Annotated in this window: 18 protein-coding genes and 1 riboswitch; of the genes, 6 read left to right on the forward strand and 12 right to left on the reverse strand. The window is 67.0% G+C overall.

Going from position 1 to position 18,775, the window contains the following annotated elements; all coding sequences use genetic code 11:
• Positions 1-29 precede the first annotated feature (29 nt).
• The 7 genes from trpS to IW252_RS04080 all read right to left on the reverse strand — a co-directional run bounded on the left by trpS (position 30) and on the right by IW252_RS04080 (position 5,774).
• A complete protein-coding gene (gene trpS, locus IW252_RS04050) occupies positions 30-1,100 on the reverse strand; it encodes a tryptophan--tRNA ligase (RefSeq protein WP_196835390.1) in 1,071 nt (356 codons plus the stop codon).
• Between the two features lie 20 nt (positions 1,101-1,120).
• Positions 1,121-1,969: an exodeoxyribonuclease III gene (locus tag IW252_RS04055; protein ID WP_331271433.1), complete on the reverse strand. Its 849-nt coding sequence runs from the start codon at positions 1,967-1,969 to the stop codon at positions 1,121-1,123.
• Between the two features lie 32 nt (positions 1,970-2,001).
• Complete coding sequence (locus IW252_RS04060) at positions 2,002-2,550, reverse strand: hypothetical protein (RefSeq protein ID WP_231365894.1); 549 nt, start codon at positions 2,548-2,550, stop codon at positions 2,002-2,004.
• Positions 2,551-2,650: 100 nt separating this feature from the next.
• Entirely contained in the window at positions 2,651-3,013 is a 363-nt protein-coding gene (locus IW252_RS04065; RefSeq protein WP_196835391.1) for a VOC family protein, read from the reverse strand.
• 65 nt (positions 3,014-3,078) lie between these two features.
• Complete coding sequence (locus IW252_RS04070) at positions 3,079-3,939, reverse strand: ABC transporter permease (RefSeq protein WP_196835392.1); 861 nt, start codon at positions 3,937-3,939, stop codon at positions 3,079-3,081.
• Between the two features lies 1 nt (position 3,940).
• Entirely contained in the window at positions 3,941-4,840 is a 900-nt protein-coding gene (locus IW252_RS04075) for an ABC transporter permease (RefSeq protein ID WP_231365895.1), read from the reverse strand.
• Positions 4,833-5,774 carry an ABC transporter ATP-binding protein gene (locus tag IW252_RS04080; RefSeq protein WP_196835393.1) on the reverse strand — a complete coding sequence of 314 codons (942 nt, stop codon included), beginning with the start codon at positions 5,772-5,774 and terminating at the stop codon, positions 4,833-4,835. The genes IW252_RS04075 and IW252_RS04080 overlap by 8 nt, the downstream gene beginning before the upstream one ends.
• Positions 5,775-5,999: 225 nt before the next feature.
• Here IW252_RS04080 and IW252_RS04085 point away from each other — a divergent pair, with 225 nt between their 5' ends.
• Positions 6,000-7,604, forward strand: coding sequence for a Na+/H+ antiporter NhaC family protein (locus IW252_RS04085; protein WP_231365896.1), 1,605 nt, complete (start codon positions 6,000-6,002; stop codon positions 7,602-7,604).
• On the opposite strand, the gene IW252_RS04090 is transcribed toward IW252_RS04085, so the two are convergent.
• The 3 genes from IW252_RS04090 to glyA form a co-directional block, all read right to left on the reverse strand.
• Positions 7,601-8,491, reverse strand: a complete 891-nt coding sequence (locus tag IW252_RS04090) for a macrolide 2'-phosphotransferase (protein ID WP_196835394.1) — start codon at positions 8,489-8,491, stop codon at positions 7,601-7,603. The two genes, IW252_RS04085 and IW252_RS04090, sit on opposite strands and share 4 nt — an antisense overlap.
• Before the next feature lie 103 nt (positions 8,492-8,594).
• Positions 8,595-9,482 (reverse strand): bifunctional methylenetetrahydrofolate dehydrogenase/methenyltetrahydrofolate cyclohydrolase, encoded by an 888-nt coding sequence (locus IW252_RS04095; protein WP_196835395.1) that lies wholly within the window; start codon positions 9,480-9,482, stop codon positions 8,595-8,597.
• Between the two features lie 5 nt (positions 9,483-9,487).
• Positions 9,488-10,777, reverse strand: a complete 1,290-nt coding sequence (gene glyA / locus IW252_RS04100; protein ID WP_331271434.1) for a serine hydroxymethyltransferase — start codon at positions 10,775-10,777, stop codon at positions 9,488-9,490.
• A 57-nt stretch (positions 10,778-10,834) separates the two neighbouring features.
• Positions 10,835-10,923, reverse strand: a riboswitch (ZMP/ZTP riboswitch).
• A gap of 190 nt (positions 10,924-11,113) precedes the next feature.
• On the opposite strand from glyA, the gene purU reads away from it, so the two are divergent.
• Entirely contained in the window at positions 11,114-11,992 is an 879-nt protein-coding gene (purU, locus tag IW252_RS04105) for a formyltetrahydrofolate deformylase (RefSeq protein ID WP_196835396.1), read from the forward strand.
• Positions 11,993-12,129: 137 nt separating this feature from the next.
• Here the strand turns inward: purU and rlmC are convergent, their stop codons facing one another.
• Positions 12,130-13,302, reverse strand: coding sequence for a 23S rRNA (uracil(747)-C(5))-methyltransferase RlmC (rlmC, locus tag IW252_RS04110; protein ID WP_196835397.1), 1,173 nt, complete (start codon positions 13,300-13,302; stop codon positions 12,130-12,132).
• Between the two features lie 57 nt (positions 13,303-13,359).
• On the opposite strand from rlmC, the gene IW252_RS04115 reads away from it, so the two are divergent.
• The 3 genes from IW252_RS04115 to IW252_RS04125 all read left to right on the forward strand — a co-directional run bounded on the left by IW252_RS04115 (position 13,360) and on the right by IW252_RS04125 (position 15,915).
• The gene (locus IW252_RS04115; protein WP_196835398.1) at positions 13,360-13,875 is read left to right on the forward strand and encodes a gamma carbonic anhydrase family protein; all 516 of its coding nucleotides are present in this window, start codon (positions 13,360-13,362) and stop codon (positions 13,873-13,875) included.
• Between the two features lie 67 nt (positions 13,876-13,942).
• Positions 13,943-14,584, forward strand: a complete 642-nt coding sequence (locus tag IW252_RS04120) for a winged helix-turn-helix domain-containing protein (protein ID WP_196835399.1) — start codon at positions 13,943-13,945, stop codon at positions 14,582-14,584.
• Positions 14,581-15,915 carry an MFS transporter gene (locus IW252_RS04125; protein ID WP_196835400.1) on the forward strand — a complete coding sequence of 445 codons (1,335 nt, stop codon included), beginning with the start codon at positions 14,581-14,583 and terminating at the stop codon, positions 15,913-15,915. The genes IW252_RS04120 and IW252_RS04125 overlap by 4 nt, the downstream gene beginning before the upstream one ends.
• Here IW252_RS04125 and IW252_RS04130 read toward each other — a convergent pair.
• The gene (locus IW252_RS04130; RefSeq protein ID WP_196835401.1) at positions 15,912-16,904 is read right to left on the reverse strand and encodes a bile acid:sodium symporter family protein; all 993 of its coding nucleotides are present in this window, start codon (positions 16,902-16,904) and stop codon (positions 15,912-15,914) included. The two genes, IW252_RS04125 and IW252_RS04130, sit on opposite strands and share 4 nt — an antisense overlap.
• A 187-nt stretch (positions 16,905-17,091) precedes the next feature.
• On the opposite strand from IW252_RS04130, the gene IW252_RS04135 reads away from it, so the two are divergent.
• Positions 17,092-18,768 carry an ABC transporter substrate-binding protein gene (locus IW252_RS04135; RefSeq protein ID WP_196835402.1) on the forward strand — a complete coding sequence of 559 codons (1,677 nt, stop codon included), beginning with the start codon at positions 17,092-17,094 and terminating at the stop codon, positions 18,766-18,768.
• Positions 18,769-18,775 lie beyond the last annotated feature (7 nt).

Genomic DNA, 18,775 nt, shown 5'->3' on the forward strand with positions numbered 1-18,775 from the left:
TGGTTCCTCGGCCATGGCGGCTCGGGGCGCTACGCCGCGCCGTCTCCGGCACGGCGAACGACGGCGGCGGCCTCGGCGCCGAGCTGCAAGAACCCCACGTTGCGGTACACCTCGTCTAGAGTCCGTGCCGCCACCTCGCGAGCCTTCGATGCGCCGATCGCCAGCAGGCGATCCAGCTCGGCCGGGTCATCGAGGAGCTGCTTGGTCCGTTCGCGCACCGGCTCCACCGCGGCCACCACGGCTTCGGCCACATCCACCTTCAGGTGCCCGTACATCTTGCCCTCATACTCAGGCACCAGTTGCTCCACCGTCTTCCCGCTGACGACCGCCAGGATGTCCAGCAGGTTGGACACGCCCGGCTTGTTTTCGCGATCGTAGGCCACCACGGTGTCCGTGTCCGTGACAGCGGACTTGATGCGTTTGGCGATGGTCTTCGAGTCGTCGAGAACATTGATGAGCCCGTTGGGGCTCTCCGCCGACTTGGACATCTTCTTGGTCGGCTGCTGCAGGTCGTAGATCCGTGCGCCCTCTTCCGGGATGAAGGCCTCCGGCACGCGGAAGGTCTCTCCGAAGCGGTGATTGAACCGATTCGCCAACGTCCGGGCCAGCTCCACGTGCTGCCGTTGGTCGTCACCGACGGGAACGCCGTGCGGCTGATACATCAAGATGTCCGCGGCCATAAGCATGGGGTACGTGAAGAGGCCGACGCCGGCGTTCTCGACGCCGCCCTTGGCGGACTTGTCCTTGAACTGCGTCATGCGGGAGGCCTCGCCGAACCCAGTCAGGCACGTCAGGACCCACGCCAGCTGAGCGTGCTCCGGCACGTGGGACTGAACGAACAGCGTGGATTGGTCCACGTCGATCCCGCCCGCGATGTATTGCGCCGCCGTGCGGCGCGTGCGCTCGCGGAGCTCGGCCGGATCCTGCGGCACCGTGATGGCGTGCATATCCGGGACAAAGAAGAAGGCGTCGTACTGGTCCTGGGACTTGACCCAGTTCACGAGGGCCCCCAGGTAGTTACCGAGGTGCAGCGAGTCGGCGGACGGCTGCATACCGGACAAGACTCGAGGGCGGTGGGTGCTAGTGGGTTCGGTACTCATGGTCTTCCTGAAAGCGTGCTCTAGAACTGGTAGTCGACGACGACGGGGGCGTGGTCAGAAAAGCGCGTGTCGTACGTCGCGGCGCGGTCCACAACGGCGTGAGTGGCCCGCGCCATGAGGGCGGGGGTCGCCATGTGGTAATCGATCCGCCACCCGGCGTCGTTGTCGAAGGCTTGTCCTCGGTAGGACCACCAGCTGTAGGGGCCTTGGACATCGCCGGCCAGTTGCCGTGCCACATCGCGGTAGCCGATGTCCCCAAAGAAGCGGTCAAAGTAGACGATTTCCTCGTCCATGACGCCGGCACGCTTGTTGTGGTTCGGCTTCCAGTTCTTGATGTCCCGTTCGGTGTGGCACACGTTGAGATCACCGGTGATCAGCACGTGATCTGTGCGCTCGGCGAGTGCCGGCATGCGGCGGGTCATGGTCTCCAAGAAGCGGTACTTGTCATCTTGCTTCTGGGTGCCGAGCTCACCCGAGTGCACGTAGGCACTGACCACGGTGACCTGCTGCCCCTTGACCGTGAAGTCGGCTTCGACCCAGCGGCCGGAGTCAGCGAAGTACTCCTCGCCGATGTGCTCGCGCACGGCGTCGGGCTCACTGCGGGAGCAAATGGCGACGCCGGCTCGCCCCTTGGCGGCGGCCTCGGCGTGGACTAGGTGCCAGCCCTCGCCGATCAGCTCCCGGAAGAGCGCGTCGGGGGCGCGCACCTCCTGCAAGTTCAGGATGTCGACGTCACGGCCGGCCAGCCACTCGGCCATGCCTTTCTTATAGGCTGCCCGGATCCCGTTGACGTTGACGGATGCCACGCGGAGGGCGCCCGGAGCCTTGGTGTACACGTTCGCGGTTGCTGGAGTTTCGGCGTTGGTCACGGGCTCCACACTACCGCGTCGCGGCCACAGAATTAGTCGACGATGTCACCCGAGAGGGGCTCACCTGGTCCGCTCTGCCCGTCCTTCATCATGGAGCGCGCATTGTGCGCGGTGATCTCGATGGTTTCCAGCGCGCGGTCCACCATGCCACGCGCCTCTTCGCCGTCCTGATCCAAGTATTCCTTCACGACGCCGGTCTGGACCTGAACGATCTTGAAGGAGTGATCCAGCTTCATATCCCGGACCTTGGTGCCGTCGTCGACCAGCGTCGTGTTGCCGCCGCCGTTCTGCTGGGCAAAGTCAGCACGCACGCCGGCTACTTGTTCCTGCACCTTCTTGGCGCCGCGGGAAATTCCGAACACCAGGAAGGCCGAGAGCAGCAGCCAGCCCAGCGAAATGATGACCACGAGCCAGCCGATGATGTCATTCTGGTTGGCGGCAAACACCACGGCCACCAGAAAAACCGTGACCACCACGGCGAGAGCGAGCGTGCTGGCCTTGATGGTGATCTTGCTGTCCTGCATGGTCCTGTTCTTTCCTGCCGCGCCGGGCGCGGCCGATCCGCTGGGAAGGGTTTGCATGCTTCATTGTCTCAAATCCTGACACTCCTCCGGTCCCACTGCGCCGCAGGCGAACACGCGACGTGCGCTCTGGGAGGACAGCGCAGTGTGCGCCCGGCGCTCACCAACTCACGAGGCAGAAGGGATGACCCTGCGGGTCCAAGTACACCCGGAAGCTCTCACTGCCTTCGTTGAGGGCGGTGGCTCCGAGGGCCAGCACGTGTTCTTCGCCGATATCGAGGTCACTGACCCGAATGTCGAGGTGAGCCTGCTGGGGGACGTCTTGACCGGGCCAGGCCGGCGGCGTGTAGTGCTCAACGCGTTGGAAAGCGAGGGCTGGCCGGTCCGGCGCATCGCCAATCGTGATCCAGCCGTCGTCGTCATCCTGCTGGACCCGCACCATGCCCAAGAGCTGCTCGTAGAAGGTGGCCAGTTGATCCGTATCCGCACAATCGAAAACCAGTGCGTGCCACGTGCCGATCATGGTCTGCTCCTTGCCTTGGCGTCTCCTCCCAAGGTACGCCGCTTGGTCCGGCAGAAACAGGGGCGTTAGCGCAGGAACAAGGCGCGCAAACGGCTCGTCGTCAAGACCACTCCGACCGCAATCATGACCACAAAGTAGGCCACGTGCACCAGCATGGCTGGCGTGAAGTATCCGACGGAGAGGGAACGCAACAGTTCCACCCCATGCCACAGGGGCAACGCTTGGATGACCCACTGGATGGCTTGCGGGTACACGCTCAGGGGATACAGCGTGGCGGAGAACAGGAACATGGGTAGCAGCGCGAAGTTGATCCAGTCCAAGTGCTGGAATCGGGTGAAGTAGCTGGTGATGCCCATGCCGAGGGACGCGAATCCGAACGCCACCAGCACGGCGGCGGGCACCATGAGTAACGCCCACCAACTGCTCACGTAGCCCAGCGGCAGCATGACCAACATGAAGCCAACGGCATACAAGAAGCCGCGCTGCAAGGCGAGGTAAATCTCCCCCATCGCCACGTCTAAGGGCCCGAGGGAGGTGTTGAGCATGGTCTGATAGAGCTTGGAAAACCGCAGCTTGAAGAACACGTTGTTCGTCGAGTCGTACACGGCACCGTTCATGGCGGAGACGGCCAGCAGCGCCGGGGCAATGTAGGCGCCGTAGCTCACGGCTGTCCCGCCCGGCCCCTCGACGGTGCCGATCAGGGGGCCGAGTCCGATGCCCATCGCCGCGAGGTACAACACGGGCTCGATGAACCCGGAAATAAAGACGGCCCAGTTGTTAGTTTTGAGCGCCATGAGGCCACGGGCGACGACGGCGCGCACGTTGCCGGAGTAGAGGCCGGCTAGGGGGCGGTGGCTGGGCTCGAGCAGCTCGGCACGCAGGGGCTGCGAGCGCTCGGCAACGGGCTGGCTGAGGCGGTGCGTCATGTCAGTCCACCAACCGGTTGTAGTAGGTACGGAACGCGAGCAGCAGTCCGCCGCCGGCGAGCGCTACCAGGTAGAGCACGTGAACGATGGACAGCCAGAGCGGTTCGTCGTACCCGTAGGTGAACACCCGGCCGATCTCGCTGGCGTGCCAGAGCGGGGAAACCCAGCCAATCCATTGCAGGAAAACCGGCAGGTTGGTCAAGGGGAAAAAGGTGCCGGAAAACAGCATGAGTGGCATGACCCCAAACCGCTGGATCATCACGAACTGGGCCTTCTCCACCCTGATGGTGGCTGCGTACGCCATCAGCGGGGTGCCGATCGCCAGGCCGGCCAACGTGGACGTGATGATGGCGAGGAAACCGAACCCACTGGGCACGGCCCCGAAGGCCGCGACGATCAGGAAGTAGACCAGGGATTGCGCGAAGAGTCTCAGGGCGACGGCGAGGGTGTGGCCGGCGGCGATTTGCCACGGTTGCAGCGGGCTGACGAGCGGTCCGTGGTAGACGCGGCGCCATTTGAAGCCGTCCATGATCGGCCAGGTGAATTCGTTCGACGCCGCCACGAAGGTCCCCGATGCCAGCAGCGCGGGCACGAGGAAGACGAGGTAATCCACGCCGCCGAAGTCTCCCCCACCGTTGGCGTCAACCAAGCTGGCGAGGCCGACTCCCATGGCCACCAGATACAGCAGCGGGTGCCCGACCGAGTACGCAACGATCACGGACAGGTAGCTGCGCATCGTGCGCAATTGATGCTCGGCGAAATACCAGACGCCCCACCGGCGGGCTCGTCTGGCCAGTTCCTCGGCACCCGGCGCGGGCTCCACGCCCGGAGTCGGGCCGACGGCGGATTCAGGCTCGCGCGGCCGGTCCGGTGCGGCCGTCGTGTCGGCGCGCTTACTCAACGAGGGACCGTCCGGTCAGGCGCAGGAAAACGTCCTCCAACGAGCTTCGGCGCACGAGCGAGGTGACCGGCTGCAGGCCCCGGGCGGCCACCGCTTCCAAGGCGGCCTCGCCGTCGTGCGCGTAGAGCAGAACCCGGTCCGGCAAGGCTTCCACGCGATCTCCCAGATCGTGGATGCGCTCGGCGGCCGCCGCGTTGCGGTCCGCGCCGAAGCGCAGCTCTACCACCTCCCGGCTGGAATAGGTGCGGATCAGCTGGGCTGGCGACCCTTCCGCCATGATGCGGCCGCCATCCACCACGATGAGCCGGTCACAGAGTTGCTCAGCCTCATCCATGTAGTGCGTCGTGAGCACCAGCGTGACGCCCTGTTCCTTGAGGCGAAACAACCGGTCCCAGAGGACGTGGCGGGCCTGCGGATCGAGCCCCGTGGTGGGCTCGTCCAGCAAGAGCACGCGCGGGTCATTGACGAGCGAGCGCGCGATGGTGAGGCGCCGCTTCATGCCTCCCGAGAGGTCGTCCACGCGGGCGTCGGCCTTGTCTTGTAGTTGGGCGAAATCCAGCAACCGCTCCACCTTGGGAAGCAGGTGCGCGCGGGAGAGGCCGAAGTACCGCCCGTAGATGAGCAGGTTGTCCCGCACCCTGAGGTCCTCATCCAGGTTGTCCTGCTGCGGCACGACGCCGAGGTGGGCGCGCACGGTGGGGCCTTGCTGCTGCGGGTCCAGTCCCATGATCTGCAACGTTCCGGACGTGCGCTGCGAGACGCCGCCGATCATCCGCATGGTGGTTGACTTTCCCGCGCCGTTGGGGCCGAGCAACCCGAAGGACTCGCCGGCGGGTACCTCAAAGCTGAGGTCGTCAACGGCGGTGAAGTCGCCGTAGCGCTTCACTAAGTGTTCGGCGCGAATGACGATCGGGGCTGCAGTGGTTTGAGACACATCGTGAGCTTACCGAGGCCTAGCGATTGAAACAAGCCAATCAATGCGTGGTGGTGCGTTCGGCGGGAGCCTCTGCTACTCTCACGTGCCGGGGACGGGGCGCTGACGGCTGCCCCGCTGACGCAGCAGCCACGGACTGAGCCTCCGCCGAGGAGCTGCCGGCTGCACCGAGCTATCGCCCTACCACGTCCGCGTTCTTGCCCCGCGGCTGCACCGAAAGGCACCATGACCGACCTGACGACGTCGTACCCCCTCCTGACACTGGTGCCGCCGGTGTTGGCCCTCGCCTTGGTGATTCTCACCAAGCGCGTGCTCATCAGCCTGGGCGCCGGCGTCGTCGCCGCCGCACTGTTGATTCACGACCTCAACCCCCTCGAGGCTGCGGGCTCCGTCTGGGGCGCATTTGCCGCGATTTTTTGGGTCGATGGTGCCGCCAATACGTGGTCCGTCTACATTTTGGTCTTCCTGCTGATGCTCGGCATCATCGCCGCGTTCATCTTGATGTCCGGGGGAACGACGGCGTTCGCCGCGTGGGCCATGCGTCGCATCCGCAAGCGCCCCGGCTCGATGGTCCTGCCGGCAGTCCTCGGCATCATCATCTTTATCGACGACTACTTCAATGCTCTGGCCGTCGGGCAGATCTCGCGGCCCGTCACGGATCAGCACAAGGTCTCCCGCGCCAAGCTCGCCTACATCATCGACTCCACGTCGGCCCCCGTCTCCGTGCTCTCACCGTTCTCCAGCTGGGGCGCCTACATCATGGGCATTCTGGCGCCGATCATCGCGGCTTCGGCCCTCTCCATGAGCAGCGTCCAAGCCTTCCTCGGTGCCGCCGTCGCCAACTTCTACGCCATCGCCGCAGCCCTGATGGTGTGGCTCGTGATTGTCTTCCGGATCGATCTGGGTGCCATGCGCACGGAGGAGCGCCGCGCCATCGCCGAGGGCCAGGTCTTCAACCCCGATGACGCCGTGCCCGGTCAGCTCTCCGATGACCTCCCGGTCCACGACCCGGGCGCGCGCCGCGCCCTCTTTGTACCGTTCATCCTGCTCGTGGCGGGTGTGTTCGCGGGCATCATCTGGACCGGCCAGCGCGCCTCCGGATCATGGAACGCCATCGACATCTTGGGCGCGACCGACGCCTCCTTGGCCCTCATCGTGGGCGGAGCGCTCGGCCTGATCTCCGCGGTGTATTACTACCTGCGCAACACCCACAAGAACCCGGAGTTTGCCGTGTCCACCTTTGGCCGCGGCTGGACAGAAGGCATCAAGTCCATGCTGCCGGCCATCGCTATTCTCCTGCCCGCGTGGATGCTCGGAGATTTGATCTCCCAGCTCGGCACCGGCGACTACCTAGGCCAGCTGGTCCAGGCTTCGAATATCTCCGCCGGCTGGCTGGCCCCCGTGGTGTTCCTGATCGCCGCAGGCATGTCCTTCGCCACGGGCACCTCGTGGGGGTCCTTCGGGCTGCTGCTGCCGATTGCCGGAGGCATTATCAACAGCATGGAAGAGCCCACCTTCTTGCTTCCGGTCCTCGGAGCGGTCTTGGCCGGAGCCGTGGCGGGCGACCATGCATCGCCGATTTCCGACACGACGATCCTCTCCGCCACCGGCTCCAGCTGCAACGTCATCACCCACGTGCTGACACAGTTGCCGTACGTCATCAGTGCCGTCGTGTGTGCCAGCCTGGGCTACGTCGCGCTCGCCCTCACGGGCAGTACGCTGCTGGGCCTCGCCGTCGTCGTGCTGGCGCTCGTGGGGTTCGTGCTCGTCATGCGGGCGGTCACGACGCCGGTGGAGGCGGACGCGAAGCGGGTCTCCGCCGGGGCCTAAACGGCAGCGTCGAACAGGGCTTGCGCCGCCTGCCGATGCTCTGGCTCTCCGGTTAAGAGCGCGAACTCGGCGTACCCCAGCGCGCTGGCTCCGATCAACGCATCGCACCGCTCAGCCAGGCGATCCGGCACGCGACCGCCGGCCTCCCGGTAGGCCCGCAGGACGAGCTCAAAATCCTCGGGTGCGGTCATCGACCGCTGCAGGGCGAAGTCGGCCACCGGATCCGTGACCTTCGCCGTCGTCCAATCCAGCACGGACAGCACCCGCCCCTCCTCGGCCAAGAGGAGGTGCGCCGGGTAGAGCTCGCCATGGCTGAAATGCACGTCGCCGGACCACAGGGCATCGTCCGCAATCCAGGCGGCCCACCGCCGGCTCGCGGTGGCGGGGACCGCAAATTCCGCCTCGGCGGCCTCCAACCGGGACCGCCACGCGGCGCGGACGTCGTCGTACGTCTCCACGCGGAGGCCCGCCGAGCGCGCCTCATCCGCGTCGATGGCGTGCAGCTGGGCCAACAGCTCACCAAAGGAGCGCAGAAACGCGCCGGAGCTGGGATCGAAGTGCAGCACCGGGGCGCCCGCCTCGTCGAGGGTCAGCCCCGGCTCGCCCGGAAGCAACGGATACGCGATGAGTTCCTCGGTGGCCACGCGCCAGTCAGGGACGGCGGCGTCCAACCGGGGGCCGACGAATTCGAGGATGCGGCGCTCCTCATGGATCTTGGCCGCGACGTCGGCCCTGCGGGGCAACCGCAGCACCCAACCGTCACCGTCCTGATCCTCGGCCAAGGCGACCTGATAGTCCAACCCGGCCTCGTTGACCCGCAGTGAGTCCGGGCGCAGAGTGATTCCGTGGCGGGCGGCTAACGCCAGCAAGTGCTCAGCATCGATCATGAGCCGACCCTAGCGCACGGTGGCGGCATGTAAAACGGCGGCCGCCCCACCCCCGGGGCGACCGCCGCTTTTCACCTCGCCGCCGGCGAGCGCTGCCCTAACGCTAGCGCAGCTCCGCCCGACGCTCGGCCGTTTCGACGACGTTCGTCATCAACAGCGCCACCGTCATGGGGCCGACGCCACCCGGGTTCGGCGACAGGTAACCCGCCACCTCCGCCACAGCTGGGTCGACGTCGCCATACACCTTGGACTTGCCCGTCTCCGGGTCCTGTTCGCGGGTCACGCCCACGTCCAGCACCGCGGCACCCGGCTTCACGTGCTCGGGCTTGATCAGGTGCTTCACGCCGGCGCCCGCCACGATGACGTCCGCCTGTTGAAGGTAGGGCGCCATCTCCGGCGTTCCCGTGTGTACCTGGGTGACCGTGGCGTTGATGGAGCGCCGCGTGAGCAGCAGCCCCATGGGCCGGCCGATAGTCACCCCGCGGCCCACGACGACGACGTGCTTTCCGCCCAAGTCGTAGTCGTTGCGCAGCAACAGCTCAATCACGCCGCGCGGGGTGCACGGCAGCGGCGTCTCCAGAGGGCCGTTGACGTTGAGCACGAGCCGCCCGAGGTTGGTCGGGTGCAGCCCGTCGGCGTCCTTGGCCGGGTCAATCCGCTCCAAGATGGCGTCCGTATCAAGGTGCCGGGGCAACGGCAGCTGGACGATGTATCCGTGGCAGGACTCATCCGCGTTGAGTTCGTCGATGAGCGCCTCAACCTGCTCCTGCGTGGCATCGGCGGGCAGCTCCCGCTGAATGGAGTTCATGCCGATGGCCTCGGACTGCTTGTGCTTCATGCCGACGTACAGCTGTGACGCCGGGTCGGCCCCCACCAGCACCGTCGCGATCCCTGGGGTAATGCCCCGGTCCTTGAGCGCGGCGACGCGCTCCGCCAACTCGTCTTTTATGGCCGCCGCGGCGGCCTTGCCGTCGAGGATCTGCGCGGTCATCCGGTTTACCACTCCTCGTGGCCGGGGTAGAGCGGGAAGGCCTTCGCCAAGGCGTCCACGCGAGCGGACAGGGCGTCCTTGTCCGCGTCCTGGCCGCTGATGAGCGCGGTGGCAATGATGTCCGCCACCTCGGTGAACTCGTCGGCGCCGAATCCGCGCGTGGCCAGGGCCGGCGTGCCGATGCGCAGGCCGGAGGTGACCATCGGCGGGCGCGGATCAAACGGCACGGCGTTGCGGTTCACGGTGATGCCGATTTCGTGGAGCAAGTCCTCGGCCTGCTGGCCGTCGAGCTCCGAATTGCGCAGGTCCACCAGCACCAAGTGCACGTCGGTGCCTCCGGTCAGCACGGAGACCCCGGCCTTCGCGACGTCGGACTGATTGAGGCGGTCGGCGAGCGCCCGGGCACCAGCCAGCGTGCGTTCCTGACGCTCCCGGAACTCCGGGGAGCCCGCGATCTTGAACGCCACGGCCTTACCGGCGATCGCGTGCATGAGAGGGCCGCCCTGCTGGCCGGGGAAGACGTTGGAATTGATCTTCTTGAAGATCTCCAAGTCGTTCGTCAGGATCAAGCCGGAGCGCGGTCCGGCCAGCGTCTTATGCACGGTGGAGGAGACGACGTCGGCGTGGGGCACCGGGCTGGGGTGCAGCCCGGCGGCGACAAGGCCTGCGAAGTGGGCCATGTCCACCCAGAGCTTGGCACCGACCTCGTCGGCGATCTCGCGGAACTTCGCGAAATCCAGCTGGCGCGGGTAGGCGGACCAACCCGCGATGATGACATCCGGCTGCTCGGCGATCGCCTGCTGGCGAAGCTTGTCCATGTCGACGGTGAAGGTCTCGGGCTCCACCTCGTACGCGGCCACCTCGTAGAGCTTGCCGGAGAAATTCAGCTTCATGCCGTGGGTCAAGTGGCCACCGTGGGCCAGGGACAGGCCGAGGATCTTGTCGCCCGGCTCAATGAGCGCCGCGAGCACTGCGGCGTTAGCGGACGCCCCGGAGTGCGGCTGGACGTTGGCGTACTTGGCGCCAAAGAGTTCTTTAGCGCGGTCCCGGGCCAGGTTCTCCGCCACGTCCACGTGCTCGCAGCCGCCGTAGTAACGGCGCCCCGGGTAGCCTTCGGCGTACTTGTTGGTCAGAACCGAGCCCTGCGCTTCGAGCACCGCGCGCGGAGCGAAGTTCTCCGAGGCGATCATCTCCAGGGTGTCCCGCTGGCGCCCCAGTTCGGCGTCGAGGACTGCGGCGATCTCTGGATCGAGTTCGGCCAGCGGCAGGTTGGTCACGTTCGAGTCAGTGCTCACTCTGTGCTCCTTATGAGAGGCAGGTCGTTACGTTGCGGGCGTAGGGGTGTTCCTACGACCCTGGGCCCAGGCGCGCGGTCCTAACAGGTCTGCATGCGTGCCGCTCCCCGGTGGTGCTCCACCTCACGCCAGTTGCGGCAGTCCTACCCTACCGAACAGGGCAGTGGTTCGTCGGCCTCGGCCGCCGCGCGAATCCATCCACCGCAACAGTGCCGTCACAGTTGCCCATGACCCGGAAACGTGACGCGCGGCGAGTGACGCACCGGCGTCGTCCGTTCGCCGCGGTGAGCTGGTGCGCCACCGGCTTCACCCCGCGCAACCGGTACCCTAGTGCGGGTGAGTAGTGAACAATCCCGGGGCGATTCCGCCTCCTCCCGCAGCTTTATTGTGACGCTGTCCTGTGCCGACCAGCCCGGGATCGTCCACGCGGTGTCCGGAGCCCTCTTGCAGACGGGCTGCAACATCACGGAGTCCCAGCAGTTTGAGTCGCCAGAGACCGGCACGTTTTTTATGCGCGTGGCCGTGAGCACGTCCGCGAGCCAATCCGCGGTCTCCGAGGCTTTGGCCCCGGTGGCCACCGCGTTCGGCATGCAACTCAACGTCTTTGACGCGGCCCAGCCGGCGCGGACGCTGATCATGTGTTCGCGCGAGGGGCACGCGCTCAATGATCTGCTCTTCCAGCACCGGGCCGGAATGCTCTCCGTCGAGGTCCCGCTGATCGTGTCCAACCACGAGGACCTCCGGCCCATGGCCGAGTTCTATGGAGTCCCCTTCGTCTACCTGCCGGTGACCAAAGACACCAAGGCCGAGGCCGAGGCGCAGCTGCTTGAGCTGGTGCGGGAGCATCAGATCGACGTCGTGGTCCTCGCCCGCTACATGCAGATCCTCTCCGACGACCTGTGCCGGGAGCTCACGGGCCGGGCCATCAATATCCACCACTCGTTCCTGCCGTCTTTCAAGGGGGCTAAGCCCTACCACCAGGCCCACGCCCGCGGGGTCAAGCTCATCGGCGCCACCGCCCATTACGTCACCGCGGATCTGGACGAGGGGCCGATCATCGAGCAGGAGGTCATCCGCGTCAACCACGCGCAGACCCCGCAGCAGTTCGTGGCCCTCGGCCGAGACGTCGAAGGGCGCACGCTCGCCACGGCTGTGCAGTGGCACGCCCAGCACCGAGTGCTACTCGACGGCACGCGCACGGTGGTGTTCAACTAGGCGGCCTGCACCGACTCAGGGTCGGGGCAGGCGCCGGGTCACCACGGCCGCGACGCGGACCTGAGTCCGCGCAACAGCTGTCCCCAGCGCCGTCCCCTGCCCCATGCGCGCCCCCTTCGTTCCGTCCGCTCAGCGTCTCACACGCGGGTCAGCAGCGTGATGACCTCGTAGTGAGTCGACTGCGGAAACATATCCATCACGCGCGCCTTGACCGGACGCAGCGAAGGCATGCGCCGCAGGTCCGCTGCGAGCGTGACGGCATTGCAGCTGGAGTACAGCACGTGCTGGATGCGTGAGTTTTCCATCCACTCGCACAATCGCGCCCCCACTCCGCGCCGTGGAGGGTTGACCACCAGCAAGTCTGGGTGGTCGGCCGGATCCGATCCAAGCGCAAACTCGGTGGCGTCCGCACACACGAAGTCGACGCCGGTCAGTCCACGCTCGGCGCGCGTCAATTCCGCGCTAGCCACCGCGTCCTGGCTGACCTCGATGCCGGTCACCTGGCGCGCCACGGCGTCGGGCCCGGCCCCGGTCACGTGCCCAGCGCCAAACCCCTCGGCCAGGTGCAACGCGAACCCGCCGACCCCGCAGTACAGGTCCCACACAGACGCTGGCCCGGCCGCGCTGGCCCACGCGGCGCCTTGCCGGTACAGCGCGGCAGCGACCTCGGTGTTGGTTTGGAAGAACCCGCCGGGGCGCAGGTGCAGGCCGATCCCGTTGATCTCCATCGTCAGGGACTGGGCCGCCGTGAGCGGGATTTCGCGTTCCCCCTCGAGGACCGCTTTGTGCTCTGGCTGAAGATTAACGCTGGCCACGCGGAGGGTCGGCAGGCGGTCGGCCAGCCCTGGCAGATGTTCACGCAGCGTCGGGACGAGCGCCTCACTGCGCAGCACGAACCGCACCATCAGCTCGCCGGAGGGCGCCTCGGTGACGAGGAGGTACTTCAGCTCCCCCTGGCGTGACGGGACGTCGTAGGGCGTGAGCCGTGCGGCCCGGATGAGGTTGGACAGCACCCGCAGCGCCTCCTGCAAGCCGGGCGTGATGAGCCCGCAACGACGCAGGTCAATGCCGTGCCCCTCCGCGTCGAGAATCCCGATCCGGGGGCGCCGGGTGGTGCCAGAGACCACCATCTTGGCCTTGTTGCGGAAGCCTGCTTCGGCACCGGCGAAGGGCTCCACCCAGTCAATGCCGTCGAATTCCGCGAGCAACTGCTGACACTGGGCGACCTTCTCGGCCACCTGCTGGAGGTGCTCCTGCCCCATGTGCGCACAGGAGGTGCAGCGGCCGGCGTCGTAATAGTCGCAGTGCATGGCCACCAGTCTAATTTGGGTAGGTCGGGGCACGACGACGGCAGTAGGGTAAGTGTTATGGCTCACCTCATCGAGATTGACGGCAAGGCTCCCGACGTTCACCCCGAGGCCTTCGTGGCCCGCACCGCGGTGCTCAGCGGCGACGTGGTGATGAGCGCCAGATCCAGCGCGTTCTACGGGGTGTCGGTGCGCGGGGACTCGGACGCGATCCGCATCGGCGAACGGACCAACCTGCAGGACAACGTGGTGGTGCACGCCGATGCCGGAGTGCCGTGTTCCGTCGGCGCCGGCGTCTCGGTGGGGCATTCCGCGGTCATTCACGGCTGCACCATCGGTGACGGCTGCCTGATCGGGATGAGCGCCACCGTGATGAATGGTGCGGTCATCGGTGCGGCCTCCCTGGTCGCGGCGGGCGCCCTGGTCCTCGAAGGGACGAACGTTCCGCCACGATCGCTGGTTGCCGGTGTGCCCGCCAAGGTGCGGCGTGAGTTGACGGACGAGGAGGTCGCCTCCCTTCAGGTCAATGCGGAGACGTACCTCGATTTGGCGGCCAAGCACCGCGCCGCGCAATAAGTAGGAAGCGCCAAGCATTCTAAAGAGTTCTTGCTAAAGCTTTCTTTATAATGCTACTGTTCGAGGCATGCCCATCCCCACACCTGCTTCGGACGCTCGCCGGCAGGCGCATGTCACGACGGATCCCCGCCAGATCCGCGCCCTCGCGCACCCGGTTCGCTTGGCCCTTCTGGACCACCTCGGCACCGTCGAGGAGGCCACCGCCACCGAGTGCGCAGAAGCCATCGGGGAATCCGTGGCCAGCTGCTCCTTCCACCTCCGGTCGCTGGCCCAGCACGGCTACATCGAACCGGGCGAACGCGCCGGGCGGAGCAAGCCGTGGCGCAAGGTCCACTCCACCTACACCCAACAGATCGATCCCGAGTCCCCCGGCAGCGACACCGCCGTCGCGGAAATGGCCCGGCTCTCCTTCGGGCGAGAAGCCGACCGCCTGAGGCACCTATTGGCCGCCCTGCCGGACCTCACCCCGGAGGACGCGAACCGCAACACGCTCAGCACCAGCACGTTCTACGTCACGAACGAGGAACTGGCCGAGCTGCGGACGGACCTGCTGGCTCTGGCCGAACGGTTCGCTGGACGCGCGCGCGATCCGAGGACCCGCCCCAACGGGGCTCGCCAGGTCCACCTCCTCGCGGCACTGACTCTTGATCTCGACGAGGCGCACCGCAAGGACACCCCCGGCCCGCAGGCATCTCAGGGTGCGTCATGAGCCCGACCCCGCCGGCCCCGTCAGCCGATGAGAGGACCGGGCTCGCGAGCGCTTCAACCGCCCTGCCCGTCCCCACCGTCAGCGCTGAGGAGCTCGAGCCAACGGGCCAGCCGGACTACACCCCACCGACCCGGCACGGCGGCAACAAGGAGTTACTAGCTCAGGGCCCCTACCGCCGCCTCTTGACGGCGTGGACGGTCAGCAACCTCGGCGATTCCGCCCTGTACATCACGGCGGGCATCTGGGTGAAGGTCATGACGGGCTCCGATGCCCTCGCCGCGTCCGTGTTCCTCGTCATGGGCATCCCTTCCCTACTGGCCCCGTGGATCGGCCTCCTCGCGGACCGAGTCCCGCGGCGAGCGCTGATGATGGCCAACAACGTGGCCACAGCCGCGGTCGTCCTGTGCCTGCTCGCCGTCGAACCCACCGGCCAGCTCTGGATCGTCTACGTGGTGATGGCGCTCTACGCCACGTGCGGCATGGTCAACTCCAGCGCACAGGCTGGGCTGCTCAAGGCGATCATGCCCCACCACCTCCTCGCCCCCGCCAATGGCATGTTCGCGAGCATCGATCAAGGCCTGCGCATCGTCGCACCGCTCGCTGGAGCCGCCGCCTTCGGGCTCTGGGGCATGCCGGTCCTGGTGTATGCGACGGCCACCTTTTTCCTCTTGGGCGCGCTGCTCATGCTGCGCATCGATCCACAACCGGTGCTGCGCCTCGAGGAGGAGGGGTCGTTGCTGCGCACGACGTTTGCCGGATTCGCCGCCCTGCGCTCACGCCCCGCCGTGGGGGCGGCCACCGCGGTCCTCGCCCTCGCCTGCGTCGGCGGCGGCATGACCAACTCGACGACGTTCGCCGTCATCGACCGCGGGCTCGGATTGCCACCCGAGGCCCTCTCCATCATGGTGGCCGTCCAAGGCGTTTTTTCCATCCTGGCCGGTCTCAACGCGGCCCGAATCCTCAATCGCTTCGGATACACGGCCTCGCTCGCGGCGGGGGTGGCAGCCTTTGGACTGGGCTACGGCGCCCAAGCCTCTGGCGTCCTGTGGCTCACCGCCCTCGGGATCATTCCGTTTGCGTTCGGTATCACCGTGGTCATCGTGGCCAGCAGCACCATCCGCCAGCTCGAGCTACCGGACCATCTCCAAGGCCGCGGGGCCGCGGCGACGCACATGATCGCCAACGGCATTCAGGCCCTCGCCGCCGGGGCCGCCGCCGCCGTGCTAGACGTGATCGATTTTCGCTATCTGGTCCTGATCGGGGCCATCTTCGCGCTGCTCGGGTTGATCCCAGCACTGGCGGGGCGCCGGGCCATCAATCAGGTTCGCTAGGGCGCGGGCAGCCGCTCGTCGGCAGGTTCGTCCGCGGCCAACCGCGCCGCGGGCACGGCACGACGCCGCCAGACCGCGGCCATGATGGAGCCCGTGACGTTGTGCCACACGGAGAACACGGCGCCAGGCAGCGCCGCCTCCGGCGCGAAGTACTGACCGGCCAAGCCCGCCGCCAGCCCCGAATTTTGCATGCCCACTTCCAGCGCGACGGTGCGGCGGGAGGCGACCGGCAAGCGGCAGGCGCGCCCCACCAGATACCCCGCCGCCAGCCCAGCGGCGTTGTGCAGAACGACGGCGGCGAGGATCACCAAGCCCGCGGCGGCAATGGCCTCGGCGCTGCGGGCCACGATCACCATGACGACGAGCGCGATCGCCGCCACCGAGACCCACGGCAACGCGGGCAGGGCGGCCTCAACGAGGCGTGGAAACAGCGTCCGCAACAGCAGCCCCGCCAAGACGGGAACCAGCACGATTTGCACGATCGAATACGCCATGTCGCCCGCAGCGACGGGGAGGTAGGACCCCACGAGCCACCACGTGAGCAGCGGCGTCAGCAGCGGTGCCAACAGGGTCGAGACACTGGTCATCGCGACGGAAAGGGCCACGTCGCCGCGCGCCAGGTAGGCGACCACATTGGACGCCGTCCCGCCGGGGGCGCACCCCAGCAGAATCACGCCGGCGGCCAGCACGGGATCGAGTCCAAGGATCGACGCCACGGCCCACCCCAACACGGGCATGAGTCCGTATTGGGCCCCCACGCCGATGAGCACTGGTCCCGGATGCCGGGCCAAGAGGGCGAAGTCGGGAAAGGACAGCGTCAGGCCCATGCCGAACATGATCACCATCAGCAACGGGTTGATCAGGAAGGCCCCCTCCGCGAAGGGCGTGGGCGCCAGAAACGCCACCGCGCCGCCCGCCAGGATCAGCAGCGGGAAGACGGTGACGGCGAGGCGCGCGCCGGCGTCGCGGGAGTTCGGTGCGTCGGGCATAAAGACAACCTAGTCAGATCCGGCGGTGCGGCGCGAATGGCCTGAGGACAGTGTGACGGAGGCCACCTGCGTGAAGTGCGCAGTGCACTGCGGGCGCACCCACCGGCGTCGTGCACTACCGTGTGCACTACCCTTGGTGGGGGCCGACAGGCCCTCATCACCCGTGCCCCACAGGAATAGGTCACCCATGACGTCGACTGCTCGGCGCGCCGCTCAGCGGCGCGCGTTCGTCACCCCCGCACTTGCCGTGACAGCCGCGCTCACGCTTTCCGCGTGCGGTACCGGCGACCCCGCGGAGGAAGCCGCCGCATCCCCCACCGCCGGCGGCACGCTGGTGTACGCCTCCGGTGACGCCGAGCCGACCTGCCTGGATCCACACGTGGGCGGCAACTACCCCCAAGCCCTGCTGGCCGGGCAGTTCCTCGAGACCCTCTACACCAAGGATTCTGACGGCTCCGTGGTGCCGTGGCTCGCCGAAGGGGCCGAGGTCTCCGCCGACGGCCTCACCGTGACGCTGCAGCTGCGCGAGGGCATCAACTTCACCGATGGCACGCCGTTCGACGCCGCCGCGGTGAAGGCGAACATTGAGCACGTGCAGGACCCAGAGACGGGCTCCTCCACCGGCTACCTCGCCATGGCCAAGGTCGAATCGATGGAGGTCCTCGACGCGCAGCGGTTGCAGCTGAACCTCTCCGCTCCCGATTCGGCCCTGTTCGAGTCGTTCGCGCAGCCGTGGAACGCCATCATGTCCCCCGCCGGGCTCGAGCGCGGTCAGGAGGAAAATTGCGCCGCGCCCATCGGCACGGGGCCGTTCGTCGTCGAATCTTGGCAGCGCCAAGACGCCGTCACCCTGACCCGCAACGAGGACTATGTGGTCCCCGATCCCGAGGCGACCGCTGACCCGAGCCACACTGGTCCCGCGTACCTCGAAGGCATCGAATGGCGCTTCATCCCCGAGGCCGCCACCCGCTATGCGGCCCTCCAATCCGGCACGGTGGACATGATCGACAACGCCCAGCCGGACACAATCGTCTCCGCGGCCGACGACGAGGCGATCGGACACCTCAACGCCCCGCGGCCGGGCGCCTCCAACCGCATTGAGCTCAACGCGTCCCAAGCCCCCTTCGACGACGTCCGCGTCCGGGAGGCCTTCATCCGCGCGGTCAACGTCGACGCCGCCGTCGACTCCCTCTTCTTCGGCACAGCCGAACGCTCATACTCCCCACTGTCCTCGGTGGAGCCGATGAGTTACAGCGACGAGTCCCTCTTTGGGTACGACCCGGACGAGGCCGCCCGCCTCCTGGACGAGGCCGGCTGGGACGAGTTCGACGACGCCGGCTACCGCGTCAAGGACGGAGAACGGCTCAGCGTGCACCTGCCGGTGTCCACGAACCAGTCCGTCCCGGCGGAGCAGTCCCTGTTCGAACAGCTGCAGGCCACCGCCAAGGAGTCCGGCATCGAGGTCACCGTGGAACTGCTGGACCTGGCCAGCTGGTACGGCGCGCTCGGCGAGCACAACTACGACCTGGTCTCGGCGCCGTACACCAAGGTGGGTCCGGACGTGCTCCGCATCCTGTTCCACTCGGACTCGACGCAGCCGGCCCCCTCCGGCTACTTCGCCAATCACGCCATGGTGCAAGATCCCGCGGTGGACGCCGCGCTCGAGGCGGCCTCGGCGGCCCAGGACGACGCCGAGCGGGCGGAGCTGTATGAGCAGGTGCAGGCGAGCGTTCTGGAGGGTTTCTACCTCCTGCCGCTGTACGACCAGCAAAACCACTTCCTCTACCGCGAGAGCCTGCGCGGCGTCGGCGAAACCACCGCGGTGGCCTCACCGACCTTCCACAACGCCTGGCTCGCCGAGTAGCCGGCCT

The organism is Zhihengliuella flava (assembly GCF_015751895.1).
In the GTDB taxonomy this organism is placed as follows: Bacteria; Actinomycetota; Actinomycetes; order Actinomycetales; family Micrococcaceae; genus Zhihengliuella; species Zhihengliuella flava.